The sequence below is a fragment of the Clostridium yunnanense genome, from assembly GCF_016595795.1.
In the GTDB taxonomy this organism is placed as follows: domain Bacteria; phylum Bacillota; class Clostridia; order Clostridiales; family Clostridiaceae; genus Clostridium_AR; species Clostridium_AR yunnanense.
Genome location: NZ_JAENHN010000007.1, coordinates 36,950 through 55,981, shown reverse-complemented (window position 1 = coordinate 55,981; position 19,032 = coordinate 36,950). Strand labels below are relative to the sequence as shown.

At 30.7% G+C, this 19,032-nt stretch carries 12 protein-coding genes; all 12 read left to right on the top strand.

Annotated features, from left to right (window positions below; translation table 11 throughout):
* Nucleotides 1-371: 371 nt before the first annotated feature.
* The 12 genes from JHL18_RS02580 (at nt 372) to JHL18_RS02525 (ending at nt 18,991) form a co-directional block, all read left to right on the top strand.
* Nucleotides 372-3,539 carry a DEAD/DEAH box helicase gene (locus JHL18_RS02580; RefSeq protein WP_200266076.1) on the top strand — a complete coding sequence of 1,056 codons (3,168 nt, stop codon included), beginning with the start codon at nt 372-374 and terminating at the stop codon, nt 3,537-3,539.
* A gap of 98 nt (nt 3,540-3,637) precedes the next feature.
* Complete coding sequence (locus JHL18_RS02575; protein WP_200266075.1) at nt 3,638-5,212, top strand: hypothetical protein; 1,575 nt, start codon at nt 3,638-3,640, stop codon at nt 5,210-5,212.
* Nucleotides 5,213-5,296: 84 nt separating this feature from the next.
* Nucleotides 5,297-6,985, top strand: coding sequence for an McrB family protein (locus JHL18_RS02570; protein ID WP_200266074.1), 1,689 nt, complete (start codon nt 5,297-5,299; stop codon nt 6,983-6,985).
* Nucleotides 6,963-9,386 carry a DUF2357 domain-containing protein gene (locus JHL18_RS02565; RefSeq protein WP_200266073.1) on the top strand — a complete coding sequence of 808 codons (2,424 nt, stop codon included), beginning with the start codon at nt 6,963-6,965 and terminating at the stop codon, nt 9,384-9,386. The genes JHL18_RS02570 and JHL18_RS02565 overlap by 23 nt, the downstream gene beginning before the upstream one ends.
* Before the next feature lie 481 nt (nt 9,387-9,867).
* A complete protein-coding gene (locus JHL18_RS02560) occupies nt 9,868-11,583 on the top strand; it encodes a type I restriction-modification system subunit M (RefSeq protein ID WP_200266072.1) in 1,716 nt (571 codons plus the stop codon).
* Entirely contained in the window at nt 11,576-12,850 is a 1,275-nt protein-coding gene (locus JHL18_RS02555) for a restriction endonuclease subunit S (protein WP_200266071.1), read from the top strand. The genes JHL18_RS02560 and JHL18_RS02555 overlap by 8 nt, the downstream gene beginning before the upstream one ends.
* Before the next feature lie 182 nt (nt 12,851-13,032).
* Nucleotides 13,033-13,260 carry a DUF3791 domain-containing protein gene (locus tag JHL18_RS02550; RefSeq protein ID WP_200266103.1) on the top strand — a complete coding sequence of 76 codons (228 nt, stop codon included), beginning with the start codon at nt 13,033-13,035 and terminating at the stop codon, nt 13,258-13,260.
* 40 nt (nt 13,261-13,300) lie between these two features.
* Nucleotides 13,301-13,786: a DUF3990 domain-containing protein gene (locus tag JHL18_RS02545; protein ID WP_200266070.1), complete on the top strand. Its 486-nt coding sequence runs from the start codon at nt 13,301-13,303 to the stop codon at nt 13,784-13,786.
* A gap of 1 nt (nt 13,787) precedes the next feature.
* The gene (locus tag JHL18_RS02540; protein ID WP_200266069.1) at nt 13,788-14,015 is read left to right on the top strand and encodes a hypothetical protein; all 228 of its coding nucleotides are present in this window, start codon (nt 13,788-13,790) and stop codon (nt 14,013-14,015) included.
* A gap of 149 nt (nt 14,016-14,164) precedes the next feature.
* Entirely contained in the window at nt 14,165-17,167 is a 3,003-nt protein-coding gene (locus JHL18_RS02535; RefSeq protein WP_200266068.1) for a type I restriction endonuclease subunit R, read from the top strand.
* Nucleotides 17,168-17,204: 37 nt separating this feature from the next.
* Complete coding sequence (locus JHL18_RS02530) at nt 17,205-17,555, top strand: hypothetical protein (RefSeq protein ID WP_200266067.1); 351 nt, start codon at nt 17,205-17,207, stop codon at nt 17,553-17,555.
* A gap of 191 nt (nt 17,556-17,746) precedes the next feature.
* Nucleotides 17,747-18,991 carry a hypothetical protein gene (locus JHL18_RS02525; RefSeq protein WP_200266066.1) on the top strand — a complete coding sequence of 415 codons (1,245 nt, stop codon included), beginning with the start codon at nt 17,747-17,749 and terminating at the stop codon, nt 18,989-18,991.
* The last annotated feature ends 41 nt before the right edge of the window (nt 18,992-19,032 follow it).

Genomic DNA, 19,032 nt, shown 5'->3' with positions numbered 1-19,032 from the left:
AATCACTGGTATATAAAAGCCAGTGATTTTTTTATGCAAAAAACTTAAATCCCATAACTATGGTATATTATGTCTAATTTTGCTAAAATTAAGTTATAAGTAAATAACCAGTTTGAAATAAGAGAAGTATGTAAAGTTAAATACATATTATAATAATATTTTCAAAGCTCTGTTAGATTATGCTTTAATTAGAACAATACTTATTTTTGGGACAAGGGTTAGGGAAATAAATGCTGTGAAGAATATATGTTTAATTTATATATGGTAAGATTCACAGGATAAATTTGTTAACTATCTTCCCAAGTTTAAATATAAATATAGATTTTATTAGGACGTAATACATTTATATAGAAAGATAAGGAGGTCTCTCCATGCTAAAAGAAGGTCTTTATGAAGAATTAATAAGCGAAAAGCTAGAAGGTGAGTTATCTGTCTTAGAGAAGGAAAAGTATGATATCTCTAAGGAAAAAATAGATGTGGAAGAAGCAAGAAAGCGTCTTTCTAGTTATATATCAGCAGTAACTAGAAAAGCTTTGAGATATATAAGAGATGGTTTTAGCGCAAATGAAAGCAAAGAAGCTTTGCTTAAGCAGATTAAAACTTGTAATGAGATTATTGAGATCTTAGCTCAGAACCTAGAGGATGATGAGTTTGAAACTTTAAAGCTTTCTGAAGAAGGAGAAGTTCTAACTTCAATTTATTCTAAGCTTAATAGTGTTAGAGCTTTCAGAAAAGTGGAGGATGTAAGACCAGCTACGCCTCTATCTGAGAGTTCCTTATTTACCGGTTCTCATTATGAACCTAATATGATGTCTGAGCTACAAAAGGAGATTTTAAGTTCAGATAGTATTGATATGCTGGTTTCTTTTATAAAATGGAGTGGACTTAGATGTATCATTGAGCAGTTAAGAGAATTTACTGAGAGAGAAGGTACAAGGCTAAGAGTAATAACTACCTCTTATATGGAAGCTACAGACTTTAAGGCTATTATGGAGCTTAGTAAACTTGAAAATACTGAGATAAAGGTTAGTTACGATGTAGAAAGAACAAGACTTCATGCAAAGGCTTATCTTTTTAAAAGAGAAACTGGCTTTTCAACAGCTTATATAGGTTCTTCCAACATATCAAACCCAGCCTTGACTTCTGGACTTGAGTGGAATCTAAAGGTCACAGAAAAGGATTCCTTTGACATCATTAAAAAGTTTGAAGCAACCTTTGAAAGCTATTGGAACGACAAGGAGTTTGCATCCTTTAACGGAGAAGATGAGCAGGAGGCAGTAAGATTACATAAAGCCCTTAGTAGCAAAAAAGACATTGCCCAGAACAATATAAATTTTAACTTAGAAATAACCCCATACCATTATCAAAAGGAAATCCTTGAGAAGCTTCAGGTGGAAAGAGAGATATTTGGTAGGAATAAAAACCTTCTAGTAGCAGCTACAGGAGTTGGAAAGACCATAATTTCAGCTTTTGATTATAAGAGATTTTTAAAGAATAATAATGGCCGCGGAAGACTACTTTTTGTTGCTCATAGAGAAGAAATACTAGAGCAAAGTTTAACTACCTTTAGAGCAGTTTTAAAGGATTTTAACTTTGGACAATTATTGGTTGGTGGAAGCAGAGCAGAGAGCTTAGATCATTTATTTATAAGTATTCAAAGCTTTAATTCTAAGAAGTTATATGAAAATACTTCAAGAGATTTTTATGATTTTATAATAGTGGATGAATTTCACCATGCAGCAGCGCCTTCTTATGTAACTTTATTAGATTGCTATAAACCTAAGATACTGTTAGGCTTAACTGCTACTCCAGAGAGAATGGATGGTAAAAATGTTCTAGAGCATTTTGATGATAGAGTTGCAGCAGAGATGAGACTTACAGAAGCTATAGACAGAAAACTTTTAACTCCTTTTCAGTATTTTTGCGTTACGGATAACGTAGACCTTTCAAAGCTAAAATGGAGCAGGAAAGGCTACGATATAAAAGAGCTTGAAGGAGTGTATACCTCAAACTATATAAGAACTAATCAGATATTAAAAAGCCTAAAGGATTATGTAACCTCTATTGAAGAGGTAAAAGGGCTTGGTTTCTGTGTTTCAATAGATCATGCAAAGTACATGGCTGAGGCTTTTAATAAAGCAAATATACCTTCTATAGCATTATACTCAGGGGTAAGTGATGAGGAAAGAGAGACAGCAAAGCATAGACTTGTAAATGGAGAAATAAACTTTATCTTTGTTGTGGATCTTTATAATGAAGGGGTAGATATACCAGAAATTAATATAGTTCTATTTTTAAGACCTACGGAAAGTTTAACAGTATTTCTTCAGCAGCTAGGTAGAGGTTTAAGACTAAGTGAAGGTAAGGAATGTCTAACAGTTCTAGACTTTGTAGGTCAGGCTCATGCAAATTATAACTTTGAAGAAAAGTTTAGAGCCTTGATAGGAAAGACAAAGCACTCAATAGCTCATTATGTGGAAAATGGATTTCTAAACGTTCCTAAGGGATGTTTTATAGCTCTAGAAAAACAAGCTAAAGACTATATTTTGAGGAATATAAAAGCCTCCACTAACAGTAAGAGAAACCTCATAGAAAAGATGAAATACTTCAGTGAGGATACTGGACTTGAGCTGAATTTACCAAACTTCTTAAAGCACTATAATTTATCACTATACGATTTCTACGGAAAAAGTGGAGATAGAAGCTTTATGAGAATGGCAGTAGAAGCAGGATTAGCTGAAGCTTTTACCTTGGAAAATGAAACTAAGCTAGTAAAAAGACTACCAAGTTTATTTCATATAGATTCCTTAAAGTTTATTGGATTTATAATTAAATATCTAAAGCATGAACTTACAGAAGAGCTAAATAATGAAGAAAAGCTAATGATCTCAATGCTTTATTATACTTTTTACAGTAATGAACCAAATAAAGAAGGCTTTCATAGCTTTAAGGATGGACTAAGCAGCATAAAGAACTGCGAAAGCTTTAAGAAAGAAATTATAGATATCTTAACCTATAAGCTATCTAAGGTGGACATGATGAACATAGAAAATGATTTTAGTTTTCCATGCCCATTAGATGTTCACTGCAGCTATACCACTAATCAGATATTAGCATCCTTAGGATACTTTAATGAAGAAAAATGTCCTTCCTTTAGAGAAGGGGCTAAGTACTTTGAAGACAAAAAGCTAGATATATTCTTTGTAACCTTAAATAAATCAGAAAAAGATTTTTCACCATCAACTTTATACGAGGATTATGCCATAAACGAAAAACTCTTTCACTGGCAATCACAAAGCAAAACTGCAGAGAAAAGTGCCACAGGACAAAGATATATAAACCATAGAAGGACAGGAAACTCCATTGCACTATTTGCAAGAGAATACAAAACTTCAAATGGATATACTTCACCATTTATATTCCTTGGAACTTGCGAGTATGTAAGTCATAATGGAGAAAAGCCAATGAGCATTGTGTGGAAGCTTAAGGAGGAGATGCCTCCTAGGTTTGTGGTGGGGGCTAATAAGAGTATATTGTGATTATGAATCGAAAATAGTAAAAATAAATATCGAGATGTCCCTAATAAAAGATATTAATTGTTTTATAAGGGCAGTGTGAATTTTTAATAGGAGAGAGCATGAATAAGTATGAAGTATATCTAAATGAATTATTTAACACCGAAAAGAATTACCTTCTGGGTGGTGAAGTTAAGGACAAGCTTGTGGAGAAGTTTAACTGTAAAGATAGCTATGCTAGAAAACTTATTGAATTAGCAGTCAAATCATATATTATACAAACCAATAAAGAAATTACATTCGGTAAGGGACAATATTTATATTGGGGAAAAAACTATGAGATAAGTGAAAATATAATTAGAGATAAATTTAGAGATACTAGACCTAATATATATAGGGTTTTAAATAGGTTTGAAGATAATAAAGGAATAATTTCGTACTTTGAGATATATAAAATAGCTGCGTGCACAACTGAGAAAACCAATTCAAAAATAACTCAGCTTGGAGATATATTAGAAATACTAAATAAGCTAAAGAATGTACAGACAATCGAAGACCAGGGGGTTAAATATATTGCAGAAGTAAATTCAGAAGGTAGAAATATAAATTACATGAAAAACTATTATTCAAATATGAAAATAGAGTGTACATTCCTTCCAATGGTTTTGGTATGGTTACAAAAAAATAATATTATAGATAGCGAAGACGTTTTATATAGAAATAAAAAAACACCGTGTAGTGGTATTGTGAGTAGCAAATTAGTATGGGATGCATGCGCATTTACTGGAACTGCTGGCTTTAATGATAATATTGTTAATAAAGAAAAAGATAGCAAATCATTTGTTTTTATAGATATATGTATTACTAGGGATTATACTATTGATGATTTAAAAGGATTCTATGATAGGCTTCAAATTTTCAGGAACAGTGTTAAAAATAATAAGAGAAGAATAATACCTATAATTTTTTCATCCAATATACCTAGCAAAATAAAAAAAGATATTAAAAGATTGAATATATTATGTTTTGACATAAAGGTGATTTTTGGAGATAAGATAGTACATATTTTAGATGATTTAAAAATAATATCATTTCCTAATATATATGGAGGAGAGATTGATGATTACAATGATATAACTGAAAGGATAGCAGACTCATTAGAAACATTAGTTAGCACAGGGCAGGAAGAAAATTTGCAAAATTTAAAAGGTGTATTCTTTGAGGCGTTGATGTACAAGGTTTTTGCTAAAATATTTAAAGGAAGTATTATAAGGCAAAATTACGTATTGAATTATACTGAAAATGGAGAAAGGTATACGTTTGAATACGATTATATAATAGAAACAGATGACGAAAAAATTATATGTGAGTTAAAGGGACGTAAGAAAGATAGTATAATAAAGCTTGGGAATTTCATAGAAGAAAAAAAGAAGCCAGAAAATAATACTATAAAGTGGTTTTTTTCATACACTCTGAAGAAGGCTTTAGAAAGATTACAGGATTCTGATAGAAAAACGAAAGCTTGCTATATAACTACAGGTAAAATAGAGAAATCAGCCAGAGAGAAAATGAATTTAATGAAAAAATTTAAATCGAGTAAATTAGATATTTATTATGATAGGGAAAAATTAATTAGACTATTAAATGAGAATAATTGCGATAATGAAGTTAGTTTAATAGAGAGATATTATAAGTAAAAAGTATGAACATATTTTGATAGTTATGTATAGCAGACTTGATATATAAATTAATTGTATAATCTATAACAGGTGGTGAAATATATGGACAATAATATTGTTAACAAAAGAAAGAAGAGGCCAGATTCATGGGTTGATATAAATAGTGATGACAAAAGCTTTCTAGGAAGAAAAAGAGTCGATTATAGTACTTTTGATAAAGGAACTACAATACCAGAAAGGTATCATAAGGTTTTTCTAGATAATCTATCTGAAGATGTTACAAAAGGTAAGCAAGTAAAAATCAAACTGCGTTTTAAAGATAAAGAGTACAATGCTAGTATTAGATGGCCTAACTCAAAAGGTAGAAAAGGAGTCACAATACAGATAATATATAGTAACAAAGCTTTGAAGGACTTGCTGCAAGATAAGCTAAGAGTAAGTTATGATTACATAATGAATTATTTAAAAGACACTGGCAAGAAGCCGGTCAATATACCAGATGAGTATGCTGAATATATAGATTTCTTTAAAGGAGATAAGCCTAATAATTTCATTATAAAACTTATTAATAAGGATAATAGCGCTATAGAGGATGAAGAACCTGAAGACGATTTAGATGAAGAATTAGAATCAGAAGATGAGTTTGCATCTATAACTGATGTCAATTCAGAGATTTCTTTTATTCATAATTATATTTCAAGCAAGGGCTTCTATTATTCAAAAGACTTAATTACAAATTTGTATCTTAGTCTAAAAACTAAGCCATTTGCAATCCTCTCAGGTATATCAGGTACTGGTAAAAGTAAAATAATAGAACTCTTTGCAGAAGCAGTTGGTGCGAATAGGGAAAATGGAAGATTTAGATTAGTATCTGTTAGGCCAGATTGGTCGGATGCAACAGATTTATTAGGTTATAGAAATATTGAAAACAAATTTGTACCAGGCATTATTATTGATATTGCTAATAAGGCAATGAAAAACCCGGACAACCCTTATTTCCTATGCCTTGATGAAATGAACCTAGCGAGGGTAGAGTATTACTTTAGTGATATCCTATCAGCTATGGAGACAAGGAAAATAAGTGATGAAGGTATTATTACACAGAAACTTATAAATAGGTCTCAGTTTGGAAGAGATGAAGCTGCTTATAATGATTATGGAGACGTACATATTCCAGAAAATCTATATATTGTTGGTACTGTAAATATGGACGAAACTACATTTTCTTTTAGTAAGAAGGTGCTGGATAGGGCTAATACTATAGAATTTAATAAGGTTAATTTAATGTATAGTTTTGAAGACACAGAATTGCAAGAGCTTTCAGCTAAAAAATTTCATAATGATTTTTTAAAGTCTGAGTATTTAAACCTATCACAATGTAAAGATGAAAAAGATATAGCATTAAAGGTTATAGACAAATTAATTGAGATAAATAATATACTTGAAAAGTACCAACAGCATTTTGCATATAGAGTAAGAGATGAGATTGTGTTTTATGTAATATATGCAGTAAGTGATGATTTATTTTCCTTTGAGAAAGCAATGGATTTTTCAATTGTTCAAAAGATACTACCTAAGATAGGAGGTAGTGGAGGAGAAGTATTGGATATACTGATTAAGTTATTTAATAATCTAAATGACTCTGATTATGAAAGTGAAGGGTATTTAGATGATACACAGATAAAAGCTATGGAGAAACAGTGTGAGAGCAGTAAATATAAATTAAGTAGTGAAAAAATTATATTTATGATCAGGAGGTTCCAGAGAGATGGATTCACAACCTTCTGGTAATAGTTCGGAGCTTTTATTTATAGAAACTGATGAACTCTATTTCTCTATTAAAGGAAATGATGATAGTGTGAAATATGGAGATTCAAAGTCACTTACTGTCTTAGTAGAAGGTAAGGAATATGAAGTGGATAGTAATAAGTATCTTTGCTTTAAAGAATACACTAACTATGAGATAGTAATTGAAAGGAGAGATAAAGCTACCATAGAGTTTTATCATGAAAATCCAAGCATAAGAAATAAAGTAACGCCCACAGGCAGAGGCGGAAATATATTAAGTGGGATAATTAACTTTAGAGGTGATATAGGATATTCTGATCTCTATGTAAAGGTAAATGGAAATATCCATATGAAAGTAACTATTGAGGTGCTTCCAAGTAAAATTGATTATAAGGAAGATTATAAGACTATTTTACAAGATGTTAACGAAGAAATATATAATTTAGCTTATGGATTTTTAAGTAGAACCTACTTAGGTGCAGAAATAAATAATAAGGTAGATAATAGCTATACTGAGTTTTACAGTATATTTAGTTATGTATATGAAAAGCTGATGAAAGCTATTGATATAGTTATATATAATCCGCATCATGAGCTTACAAAAGATGCAAGAGTTTATAAATATCAAAGCTTGAAAAATATCAGTATGGATACAATAAAATGGATAGAGAAAAGACCACATTTATTAGAAAATATTAATGGAAAGTATATACCAACTGAGGCTTTACAGGTTACAAAGCAGGTTACTTTAGATACAAAGGAAAATAAGTACTTAAAGTTCATGCTTATAAAGATTATCGAAAAGATAGATATGTTTATTAAGACTTATTCATCTTCGTACTGGAATAAAGATAGTGATATTATTGATAAACTAACAATTATGAAAAAGGGAATAAATAAGAGACTTAAAACATCCTTTTTAAATAATGTAAATAGTGATTATAGAAATACATCAATATCAATGGTTTTTAGTATGGCAAATGGATATAAGGATATTTATAAGTACTATTTAATGCTCCAGAAAGGATTAAGCATTAATAGCAACATTTTTTCTTTATCAATGAAAGAGCTGAGCTTGCTTTATGAGTACTGGTGTTTTATAAAGATAAACTCTTTGCTTAGAAAGAAATACAAACTTATAAGCTCAGACTTTATTACAGTCAATAGAGAAGGAATATTTGTTTCACTTAAAAAGGGGACTACATCTAGCTTAAAATATGAAAATCCTAAAACTAAAGAAACCTTTAAGGTGTGCTACAATTCTATTAAATCAACAAGAGCAATTAAAACTGGTTCTCATAATGAAGGTAGTAGAACAGTAACTCAAAAGCCTGATAATATATTGATCCTAGATAAACAGGGCAGTGAGAAAGCTTATGAATTTATCTTTGATGCTAAGTATAAGATTGATACATCGAAAGAATATCAAAAAAAATATGGTGGAATAGGACCAAAGGAAGAAGACATAAATACAATGCATAGATACAGAGATGCCATAGTATATAGAAATAAAAAAACAGAAACTCTTAATAACAGTGTCTTTGGAGCTTTTGTACTTTTTCCTTATAAAGATGAGAAGGAATATAGAAATCATGATTTTTATAAAAGTATTGAAGAAGTAAATATTGGAGGTATACCATTTCTTCCTTCAACTACAGCATTGATGGAAGAGTTTTTAGATAATCTGATAAACGAATCAGGCTACTCAAATTTTGAGAGGTCTCTAGATTCAACAGGAAGAGAAGAGTATATCAAAGATGAATACTTTAAAGATAGAAATGTTCTTGTAGGAGCATTAAGAAACAAAGAGCAACTGAAGGTAAACTTAGAAAGTAAATTTTATCACACTAGCTGTAGTAATGTAAACATAGCTGAGCATAACATTAAGTTTATTGCTTTAGCTCAATCCAAGAGACAATTTGGAGATGAAGCAGGGATAATCTATTATGGTAAGGTCTCAGATATAAACATAATGAAAAGAAATGATATAAAGGAATTACCAAGTGAATCGGCAGATGACTACTACGTTTTTCAAATTGAGGAATGGAAAAAGCTTGATAAAAAAATTGAAGTTAAGGGTTATCAAGTGCTAAAGGTTCTTTATACAACTGAATTCTTACTTAACAATGCTTCAGTTGTAACTGATCTTTGTATAAGATCCAAAGAAGAATATAGGTTATGGCAGGAACTTAAGAGAATGAATTTTTTAACTGAAACTCAAGTAGGTGAAAAGTTAAGTAACGATAGCAGCATTAAAGGGTTTAAAGGTGATGGAATTAAGATTGAGATAGAGAATAACAATATTAGGGTAGAGGTTAATAATATTGTTAAAGAGTTTACAAGGGAAGAATTTAATAGGAAACCTAGAGAGGTAATGGGAAGGATAATGAAGATGAACTGCTAATGGGGATGGTATTAGCAGTTTTTTATTTTTGTAAAATAATAATATATTTTGAGGTAATACTTGTAAAATGAAAATAAGTTTCTGAATATTTAGAATAAGGCGAACAAGACTACCAGTATAAATAGTAGTAAGGGTAAAGTAATGAAATTTAACTTAGGACTATTTGATTTTAATGTTCCAATGTAACATTACTGCTTATTTGAGTTGGATATACTGAAGGAGCATCAAACGTATGTATCACATAATGTATATATGCTATTGATATGTATGATAAGTGAATGATTATTATAGATATACCATTCTTAGAGAGTACTAAATTCTTAAAGCGATTATTAGGTGATATTTGATACTAATATTATAATTACGAAACATATACAAATATTAAATAATTATTAGAAAATTGTTTCTATGTCTCGATTTTTAAATTTCGTGTTATAATTATATATAACAAATAAATCAAAAATAGGGAGAATTATTACAAATGAGTATAAGTTTCAACATAAATGAAAAAGCAAATTTAATATGGGCAATAGCTGATAAACTAACAGGAGTGTATAAGCCACATGAATATGGTGAAGTTATTCTTCCACTTACTGTTATCAGACGTTTTGACTGCATATTAGCAGATACTAAAGAAGCGGTTTTTAAAAAGAATGAATCCGTTGGACATCTTCCTATGAAGGATGTATTTTTAACTAGAGAATCAGGATATTCATTTTATAACACAAGCAAATATGATTTTGAAAAGCTACTTAGTGATCCTGATGGGATTGAAGCTAATTTTAGAGCTTATTTAAATGGATATTCTTCAAATGTTCGCAGCATAATTGAGAAGTTTAATTTTGATGGTCAGATAACAAGGCTTGCAGAAAAGAATCTTTTATATATAGTTATTCAAGAGTTTACAACATCTAAGGCTGATTTGCATCCAGATAAGATAACAAACCTTGAGATGGGATATATATTTGAAGAAATCATACGTAAATTCTCAGAAGCACATAATGAGGATGCTGGACAGCACTATACACCAAGAGAAGTTATAGAGCTTATGGTTAATATTCTTTTTGATCATGATAGTGATCTATTAACTGGAGGTATAGCTAAGACAATTTATGACCCTGCATGCGGAACTGGCGGTATGCTTTCTGTTGCAGACGATTATTTGAAAAAGCTTAACAATAATGCTGAACTTATAAGCTTTGGCCAAGAAATAAATGATCAGACTTTTGCTATCTGTAAAGCAGATATTCTTATTAAAGGTGGAAATGCAGATAATATAAAGAATGGTAATACATTATCTGATGATCAATTTAAAGAAGATAAATTTGACTATATCCTTTCCAACCCTCCCTTTGGACGTGAATGGAAAAATGATAAAGCTGCAGTTGAAAAGGAAGCTAAACTAGGTTTTGCAGGACGTTTTGGAGCAGGACTGCCAGCGGTAGGGGATGGGCAGATGCTATTCTTACAAACTGCTATTTCAAAAATGAAGCCACAAGGCTCAAAAATTGCTATTATCCATAATGGTTCGCCACTATTTACAGGAGATGCTGGAAGTGGACCTTCTGAAATAAGAAGATATTTATTAGAGAATGATTTGTTGGAAGCTATTATAGCCTTACCAAACGATATTTTCTATAATACAGGGATCGCAACTTATATATGGGTAATATCCAACAAGAAGCCATCCTATCGTAAAGGAAAAGTGCAGCTTATCAATGCAAGTGAACTTTATGAAAAACGTAGAAAGTCCTTAGGAAATAAGAGGAATGACATTCCTAAGCATTATATAGATGAGATAACAAAACTATATGGAGAGTTTAAAGAAACAGAAATAAGCAAAGTATTTGACAATGAAGATTTCGGCTATGCAAAGATTGTTGTAGAAAGACCTCAGCTTGATGAAAATGGAGAAATTGTACTTAAAAAAGGAAAACCAGTAGCTGATACATCACTTCGTGATACAGAAAATGTACCGCTAAAAGAAGATATAGATGAATATTTTAAAAGAGAAGTACTACCTTTTGCACCAGATGCATGGATAGATAGAAGCAAGACAAAGATAGGATATGAGATTCCATTTACACGTTACTTCTACAAATACATCCCGCAAAAGCCAGCTATGGAGCTAATGGCTGAGATAATGGAAATAGAGATGGAACTATCAGGAGCTTTGGAGGAAATATTCAATGACTAGGAAGATGAAGGATAGTGGAATTGAATGGATTGGGGAGATACCTGAGGATTGGGAGGTTCACCCAAATAAACGAGTGATGAAAAAAGAAAAAAGCATATGCGAAAAATATGAAGGTGAAAATGTATTATCTTTAACCATGAATGGAGTGATTGTTAGAGACCTAGAAAATCCAAGTGGAAAGATGCCGTTAACGTTTGATGGATATCAGTATGTAAAAAGAAATAATTTACTAATGTGTTTATTTGATATAGATGTAACTCCACGCTGTGTTGGGGTTATAAAAAATGATGGCGTTACAAGTCCAGCATATAGTCAATTTACTTTAAATACTAACGCTGATATAAATTATTACTATTATTATTATCTAAATCTAGATTATACAAAAGAACTTTTACATTTAGCAAAGAACTTACGGCATTCATTAACCGAAAGTCAATTAGGAGAAATAAGCGTTCCAGTTCCAACGTTATATGAGCAAAAATGTATTGCTGATTACCTTGATAATAAATGCACCAAGATAGACGAAACAATAGAAAAACAAAAACAAGTAATTGAAAAGCTAAGAGAATATAGGCAATCAGTTATTACAGAAGCAGTAACAAAGGGATTAAATCCTAATGTGCCTATGAAGGATAGTGGAGTTGAGTGGATTGGAGAGATTCCTGAACATTGGAATACTTGTAAAGTTAAGAATGTTTGTAAAAACATAACAGATGGAGCACATATTTCTCCTGACACTGAAAATGGGAAATATGATTTTATTTCAGTTGTAAATCTTAATAAAGGAGTACTTGATTTTAGCAATTGTTTAAAAACTTCAGAAGAAAGTTATATAGGGATGGTAAGATCAGGGTGCAAGCCCCAAATTAATGATGTTCTAATTAGCAAAGATGGAACTGTTGGAAAGTCATTAGTAATAGATTTTGATAGAGATTTTGTAGTTGCTTCATCATTCGTAATTCTAACCCCATCAGAAGTTATAAATCCTTACTTTTTAAACTACTTATTGCAAAGTAACTGCGTTCAAGAACAATTAAATAGTTATATGAAAGGTACAGGGCTTAAAAGAGTTTCTGTAGCTAATAATGGAAAATTAACTATTGTGAATACCGATATAAGTGAACAGTTAGAAATTATAAGTTATCTAGACAGAAAATGTACAGTGATTGATAATTCAATACAACAGAAAGAAGAAATAATCCAAAAATTAACCGAATACAAAAAAAGCCTAATCTACGAATGTGTCACTGGTAAAAGAGAAGTATAGATGGCATATAAGATAAATCTAAGATATATACACTGCTATATATTTAAGTACATATAGTGGTGTATAAGATTTGCTTAATGCTAAAATTGTAGTTTTGGTGCAGAATATATAGTAAGTTAGCATCATTAGGTAATCATGATTTCATAAAAAATATTAATTTTAAGAAGGTGTTGAGGTCTTTGATGAATGAGTTAAATAGGGAGGAACAGGTAATAGAGTTTGTTTCTTTTTGTATAGAAAATTTTAAAGTGAATCACAACATGAAGGGAAAGGATGTAGCTAACCTATTTAAGGAAAGCAATGCAATTCATTTTTTAGCTGAAAACTATGATATATTACACACGCAAGGTAAGGAGTATATAATTCAGGAAATTGAGATATTCCTAAGAAATAGGGGACATAACTTTTAATAATTGCTGTGTGTTTAAAATAATACAGGAGGGATAAATATTGATACTATACCATGGTAGTAATGTTAAGGTTGAGAAGCCTGCCATATTAAAAGCCAATAGAACTCTAGATTTCGGAAATGGCTTTTACACTACTTCAAATAAAGAGCAAGCCTATAAATGGGCAAAGATAAAGCAGGCTAGAGAAAATTCTACTCAAGGTTTTATAAGTATATATAAATTTGATGAAGATATTTTTAATGATAAAGCTATAAAAACTATAGTTTTTGATGAAGCAAATGAGAAGTGGCTTAATTTTGTAATAGATAATAGGATGAATGTTGGGTACACTCATGACTACGATATTATAAGAGGACCGGTAGCAGATGACAGAGTTTACGCATGTCTTAATGCTTTTGAAAACAAGTTTATGGATATTGAAACTGCAATAAAAGAACTTAGGACATATAAACTAGCAGATCAAATATCGTTTCATTCTATAGAGGCTCTTAGCTTTTTAGATTTTGTTGAATGTGAGGTGATTTAGTATGCCATTACCAGAGATAACACAGGACAATGTTCATATATTCATTCCATTAAAAGTTGCAAAGGTAACTGAGATGTTATCAAAGGATAAAAAAATAACTTGGGAAGAGGCTTTACTTGAAGTCTATAATTCTAAGGTATATAGTGTGCTGGAGAAAGAAGAAACTAAGCTGTGGTATGAAGGTCCTACTTATTTATATAAAGAGCTTGAAGATGAGGAAAAATCATAGCCATAATTAAGAGTTAATAAAATTTACTTGGTATTTTTAACTCAGCTATTATCTAAGAATTATTTCAATAAAAATTATCTAAAGCAGTAGAAATAGCTAGAGTTAACTTTGCATTAAAAGAGTTAGAGTAGTAGGGGATGGTATAGAAGATGACGGATGAATTGATTAAGGAAAAGAATTTTGAAGAGGCTATTGAAGAATATCTTATAACAAATGGTGGGTATGAAAAAGGTAATCCTAAAAATTTTGATAGAGAGTTAGCTTTAGACAAAGAAACTCTTATTAACTTTATAAAATCAACCCAGCCTAAAAAGTGGGAGAGATATTGTACTGTTTATGGAGCTTCTGCAGAGGATAGTTTTATTAAGAGGTTTTGCAAAGAAGTTAGCACTAATGGATTATTAAAGATATTAAGAAAAGGTTTTAAGGATAGAGGCATTGAGTTTAAAGTTTGTTATTTTAAACCTGAGACTTCGATGAATTATGAAACTGTAGAACTGTACAATAATAATATACTTCATTGTACAAGGCAGCTTCATTACTCTCTCTTAAATGAAAATAGTATTGATATAGTATTATTTTTAAATGGTATTCCAGTGGTATCTATGGAGCTTAAGTGCCAGTTTACAGGTCAGACAATATCTAATGCTATTGACCAATATAAGCTTGATAGATCAGGTAAAGAGGCTATATTTGAATTTAGAAATAGGGTATTAGTGCATTTTGCTGTGGACTTATATGAAGTGTATATGGCCACAAAATTAAGTGGTAAAAACACTTATTTCCTTCCTTTCAATCAAGGATCTAACGGCGCTGGCAATGTAGGGGGAGCCGGAAATCCTCTTAATCAAGATGGTTATCAAACAGCATATCTTTGGGAAAAGGTACTTTGTAAAGATAGATTAATGGAGATACTTCATAAATATATTCATCTTAATAAGGAAGAAAAAGAAGATAAGGAAGGAAAGAAGTACACTGAAGAAACTCTAATATTTCCTCGTTATCATCAGCTTGATGTAGTAACTAAGCTTCTTGCAGATGTTAAAGAAAATGGTGCTGGAAGGAATTACTTGATTCAGCACAGTGCAGGAAGTGGTAAGTCTAACTCTATAGCTTGGCTTGCTCATAGACTTGCTGGCCTTCATAATGATGAGGATGAAAAGATATTTCAATCCATCATAGTGGTTACAGACAGAAGAGTACTAGATAGTCAGCTCCAAGAAACAATCTACCAGTTTGACCATGTACTTGGAGTAGTTGAATGTATTGATAATAAAAAACGTGCTATCGATTTAAGAGATGCTATAAATTCAGGAAAACGAATCATAATTACTACACTGCAAAAGTTCCCTGTGATCTACGATCAGGTTAAAAAGGATGGAAGTAACTTTGCTATTATCGTAGACGAAGCTCATTCAAGTCAAACTGGAGAAGCAGCTAAAAAGTTAAAGAAAGCACTAGGCGATACTGAGGATGTATTAGAAGAATATAGGCAGATGGAAAGTGAGTCGGAGGAAAGTACTTCTGATTTTCAGGATGAATTAGTTGATGAACTTTTATCCCATGGGAGATTAAGCAATCTATCATTCTTCGCCTTCACTGCAACTCCAAAGGAAAAGACTTTGCAGATGTTTGGGGAGAAACAAACAGATGGAACCTTTAGAGCTTTTCATATTTATTCAATGAGGCAAGCTATTGAAGAACATTTCATCTTAGATGTATTGAAAAATTATACTACCTATAAGATGTATTATAAGATTGCCAAGAAGATAGCTGATGATCCAAGCATTGATAGTAGCAAGGCGAGCAAGGAAATCTCCAAATATGAGTCCTTGCATCCACATAATTTGGCACAAAAAACTGCTATTATGGTAGAGCATTTTAGAAGTATTACAAAGAATAAAATAGATGGACATGCTAAAGCAATGATAGTTACTTCATCTCGTCTTCATGCAGTACGATATCTTTTGGAGTTTAGAAGATATATAAAAGAACAAGGTTATACTAATTTAGATGTGTTAGTTGCATTTTCCGGCACTGTGAAGGATGATGATGAAGACTTTACAGAGGAAAAGCTAAATCATGATAAGGACGGAAAAAACATTAAAGAAAATCAACTTAAATCTCAATTCCATACGGATGCTTTTAATATGTTAATAGTTGCTGAAAAGTACCAAACAGGTTTTGATGAGCCATTACTACACACTATGTTTGTAGATAAAAAGCTATCAGGGGTAAAAGCTGTACAGACACTCTCAAGACTTAATAGAACCATGAGAGGAAAGGAAGATACCTTTGTTCTTGATTTTGTAAATACAGCAGAGGAAATACAGAATTCCTTCCAGCCTTATTATGAAGCAACTGTATTAGAAGAAGAAACAGATCCTAATGTTATTTATGATTTGAAAAATAAATTAGATGAGTATCAAATATATCAGCAATTAGAAGTAGATAGATTTGCAGAAGCTTATTATTCAAAGAGTGATAAAAATGTACAAGCTACTCTTACAGCATGCATTAAACCAGCCTTAGATCGGTATAAGGCTAAAGAAGATCATGAGAGAGAAGATTTTAAATCATACTTATCAAGGTTCATACGTATATATTCCTTCATCATCCAAGTATGCCGTATGTATGATAAAGATATGCAAAAGTTCTTTGTATATGCAAAACTATTAGCTAAATGTCTACCTCCATCTGGGGAAGATGGACCAGTAGAAATTTCAGATAAAATCATGCTGGAATACTATAAGCTATCTAAGACCTTTGATGGAAGCATTGCTATGGAAAGCACAGATGACTATTTACCTAATATAAAAGGTGGAGTAGGTGGAAGAGAAAAAAAGAATGATCCACTATCGGTAATTATTAATAAGATGAATGAACGTTTTGGAACAGAATTCTCAGAACAAGACAAGGTTCTAGAGCAAATGAAGCTAGACTTTGCTAAGGATGAAAAGATTGTTAATGCAGCAAAAGCCAACGATAAATCTTTATTTAAATATCTATATGAACAAAAGTTCAAAGATGTTGCCGTTAATCGCTACGAAGAAAATGATAACTTCTTTATGAGCCTCTTTAGTGATGAAGCTAAAATGAAGTTTATCATGGATATGATGGCTGAGGTTATATTTAAGGAGTTAAAAGGGTAGGTAATTTATATTTTAATATTTTATGAGGGGTGTAAAAATGGCAGATACTTCACAGGTTAAGTTAGATATAAGGAATATAGTAAAGCGCCTAGGTAATGAGCTCGGCAAGGAATTTTATGAAGCAACTATACTTCAAAACAAAGACAGTAGGAAATTTCATGGTGTTTCATCTGATAAGGAAATAAGCTTGTTTGTATGTACCAATGAATTGCAGGAAGGAAAAATAAAAGCAGGACAAAGAGCATCGATTTTTGAAAAATGTTACTGGCTATCTTTATCAAAAACAACTAAAAAACTTTTGATTTTTACAGATGGCCTATTTTTTCAAAAGTTTAAAGAAGAATATGAAGAATATTTAGACGATATTGAAATTATGTTATATAAATAACTAATAAAATAATAATTTATAGATAACTGTTAAATAAAGCATTCAGTATTTAATAACTTGTGTGATTTATTAAATAGAAATGTGGAGTTATGAGCAGTTATAAATATGCAAAAATGAACAATATTTCAATTATTTAAATCAAATCACTATATTAAGATTAAGCACATTAATAAAATAATTGAGGTGAATAAATGAATCAGATAACTAGTGCAAATGACTATATAGTAATTATTAAAGATGGAATAGGCGCTGCTGATGAATGGGGGCAATTTAACTTAAATAATAAGGTTTTGGTAGTTGATATCCATGATAATAAAAATGAATTCGAGAATATCAATAAAGATAAGTTTAATATACTTGTCGATCGGTATGTTCAAAACAATCATATTGGAAAAACAAAAATAGTGTCATTTAGTGAAATAATGATTCAAGAAAACAAAAGTGAGAATAGGTATTATAATCTAAAAAAGCAGCTAACATTGAAAAATATATTACGTGTTGCAGATAATTATAAATTTATTGGAATTATCTTGCCAATTTTAGGGTTATCAATACTTTATTTTTTTTATCAATTAGGATATGCATTTTTGTATGGATTTTATTTTGGAGGAAGTGATAATAACAGTATACCTATCATAGATATGGTAGTTAATCCAGTTCCTTTTAATTTTAAATCAATATCTGCCATTGGAGCTTTATTATTGCTTGCTTCAAGTTCATACTTATTTTCGCTGTTATTATTTATACGTGAAGAGAGACTTAAAGAAAAAATTTTTAGCTTCATAATTCATATATTTATTATGTTGATGTTCTTCTTTGGAATAGGGGTGTTTCTATTTGGATTTGATGATAAAATTTTTGAAAAGGGATCTTTTTTACTGTTATTTTTGACAATTATTCCATTAATGATAATATGGGTAGTATGTTTATTTAGAGCATCAATTGAAAAGCCTCTATTACTTATGAGTGGAATTCTATATATTGGTTTATTATCTGTAATCATAATTAATATGTCAAAAAAGGAGAATCAGTCTTTTATTCTTATGATATGTATGTTTTTGGGCGTTATGGCGATAAATGCATGTATTGGGTTTGGGAAAAGTATAAAAGATAGGTTTAAACTTTTAGCAAATAATAGGATTATAAAGTGGATAGTACATATGATACTTTACTTCCCATTTTCAGTAACTATATTTTCAATTATATATTCAAAATTAAAATTTGAACATGGTTTAATATATACCATAATAGCAGCAGTTATTGTATCTTTTTTTAGTAGTTCAAATTTTAAATTTAAGTTTGAACATACTAAAAGTCAGAAGAAAGATAATGATAAGTCAAATAAAAAAAGAGATAATATCTTATTATCAGCTACTCTTGCATGTGTAATGGCAATTACATGTTTATGTTCTTTTTTCATTAATGCTACTGCATAAACAGGAAAGTTAATACAGCAATTAACTCCAGTTAATTCAAA

Excerpts from the sequence above, each read along its gene's own strand:
- JHL18_RS02580 (WP_200266076.1), top strand. The coding sequence starts at position 372 with ATGCTAAAAGAAGGTCTTTATGAAGAATTAATAAGCGAAAAGCTAGAA.
- JHL18_RS02575 (WP_200266075.1), top strand. The coding sequence starts at position 3,638 with ATGAATAAGTATGAAGTATATCTAAATGAATTATTTAACACCGAAAAG.
- JHL18_RS02570 (WP_200266074.1), top strand. The coding sequence starts at position 5,297 with ATGGACAATAATATTGTTAACAAAAGAAAGAAGAGGCCAGATTCATGG.
- JHL18_RS02565 (WP_200266073.1), top strand. The coding sequence starts at position 6,963 with ATGGATTCACAACCTTCTGGTAATAGTTCGGAGCTTTTATTTATAGAA.
- JHL18_RS02560 (WP_200266072.1), top strand. The coding sequence starts at position 9,868 with ATGAGTATAAGTTTCAACATAAATGAAAAAGCAAATTTAATATGGGCA.
- JHL18_RS02555 (WP_200266071.1), top strand. The coding sequence starts at position 11,576 with ATGACTAGGAAGATGAAGGATAGTGGAATTGAATGGATTGGGGAGATA.
- JHL18_RS02550 (WP_200266103.1), top strand. The coding sequence starts at position 13,033 with ATGAATGAGTTAAATAGGGAGGAACAGGTAATAGAGTTTGTTTCTTTT.
- JHL18_RS02540 (WP_200266069.1), top strand. The coding sequence starts at position 13,788 with ATGCCATTACCAGAGATAACACAGGACAATGTTCATATATTCATTCCA.
- JHL18_RS02535 (WP_200266068.1), top strand. The coding sequence starts at position 14,165 with ATGACGGATGAATTGATTAAGGAAAAGAATTTTGAAGAGGCTATTGAA.
- JHL18_RS02530 (WP_200266067.1), top strand. The coding sequence starts at position 17,205 with ATGGCAGATACTTCACAGGTTAAGTTAGATATAAGGAATATAGTAAAG.
- JHL18_RS02525 (WP_200266066.1), top strand. The coding sequence starts at position 17,747 with ATGAATCAGATAACTAGTGCAAATGACTATATAGTAATTATTAAAGAT.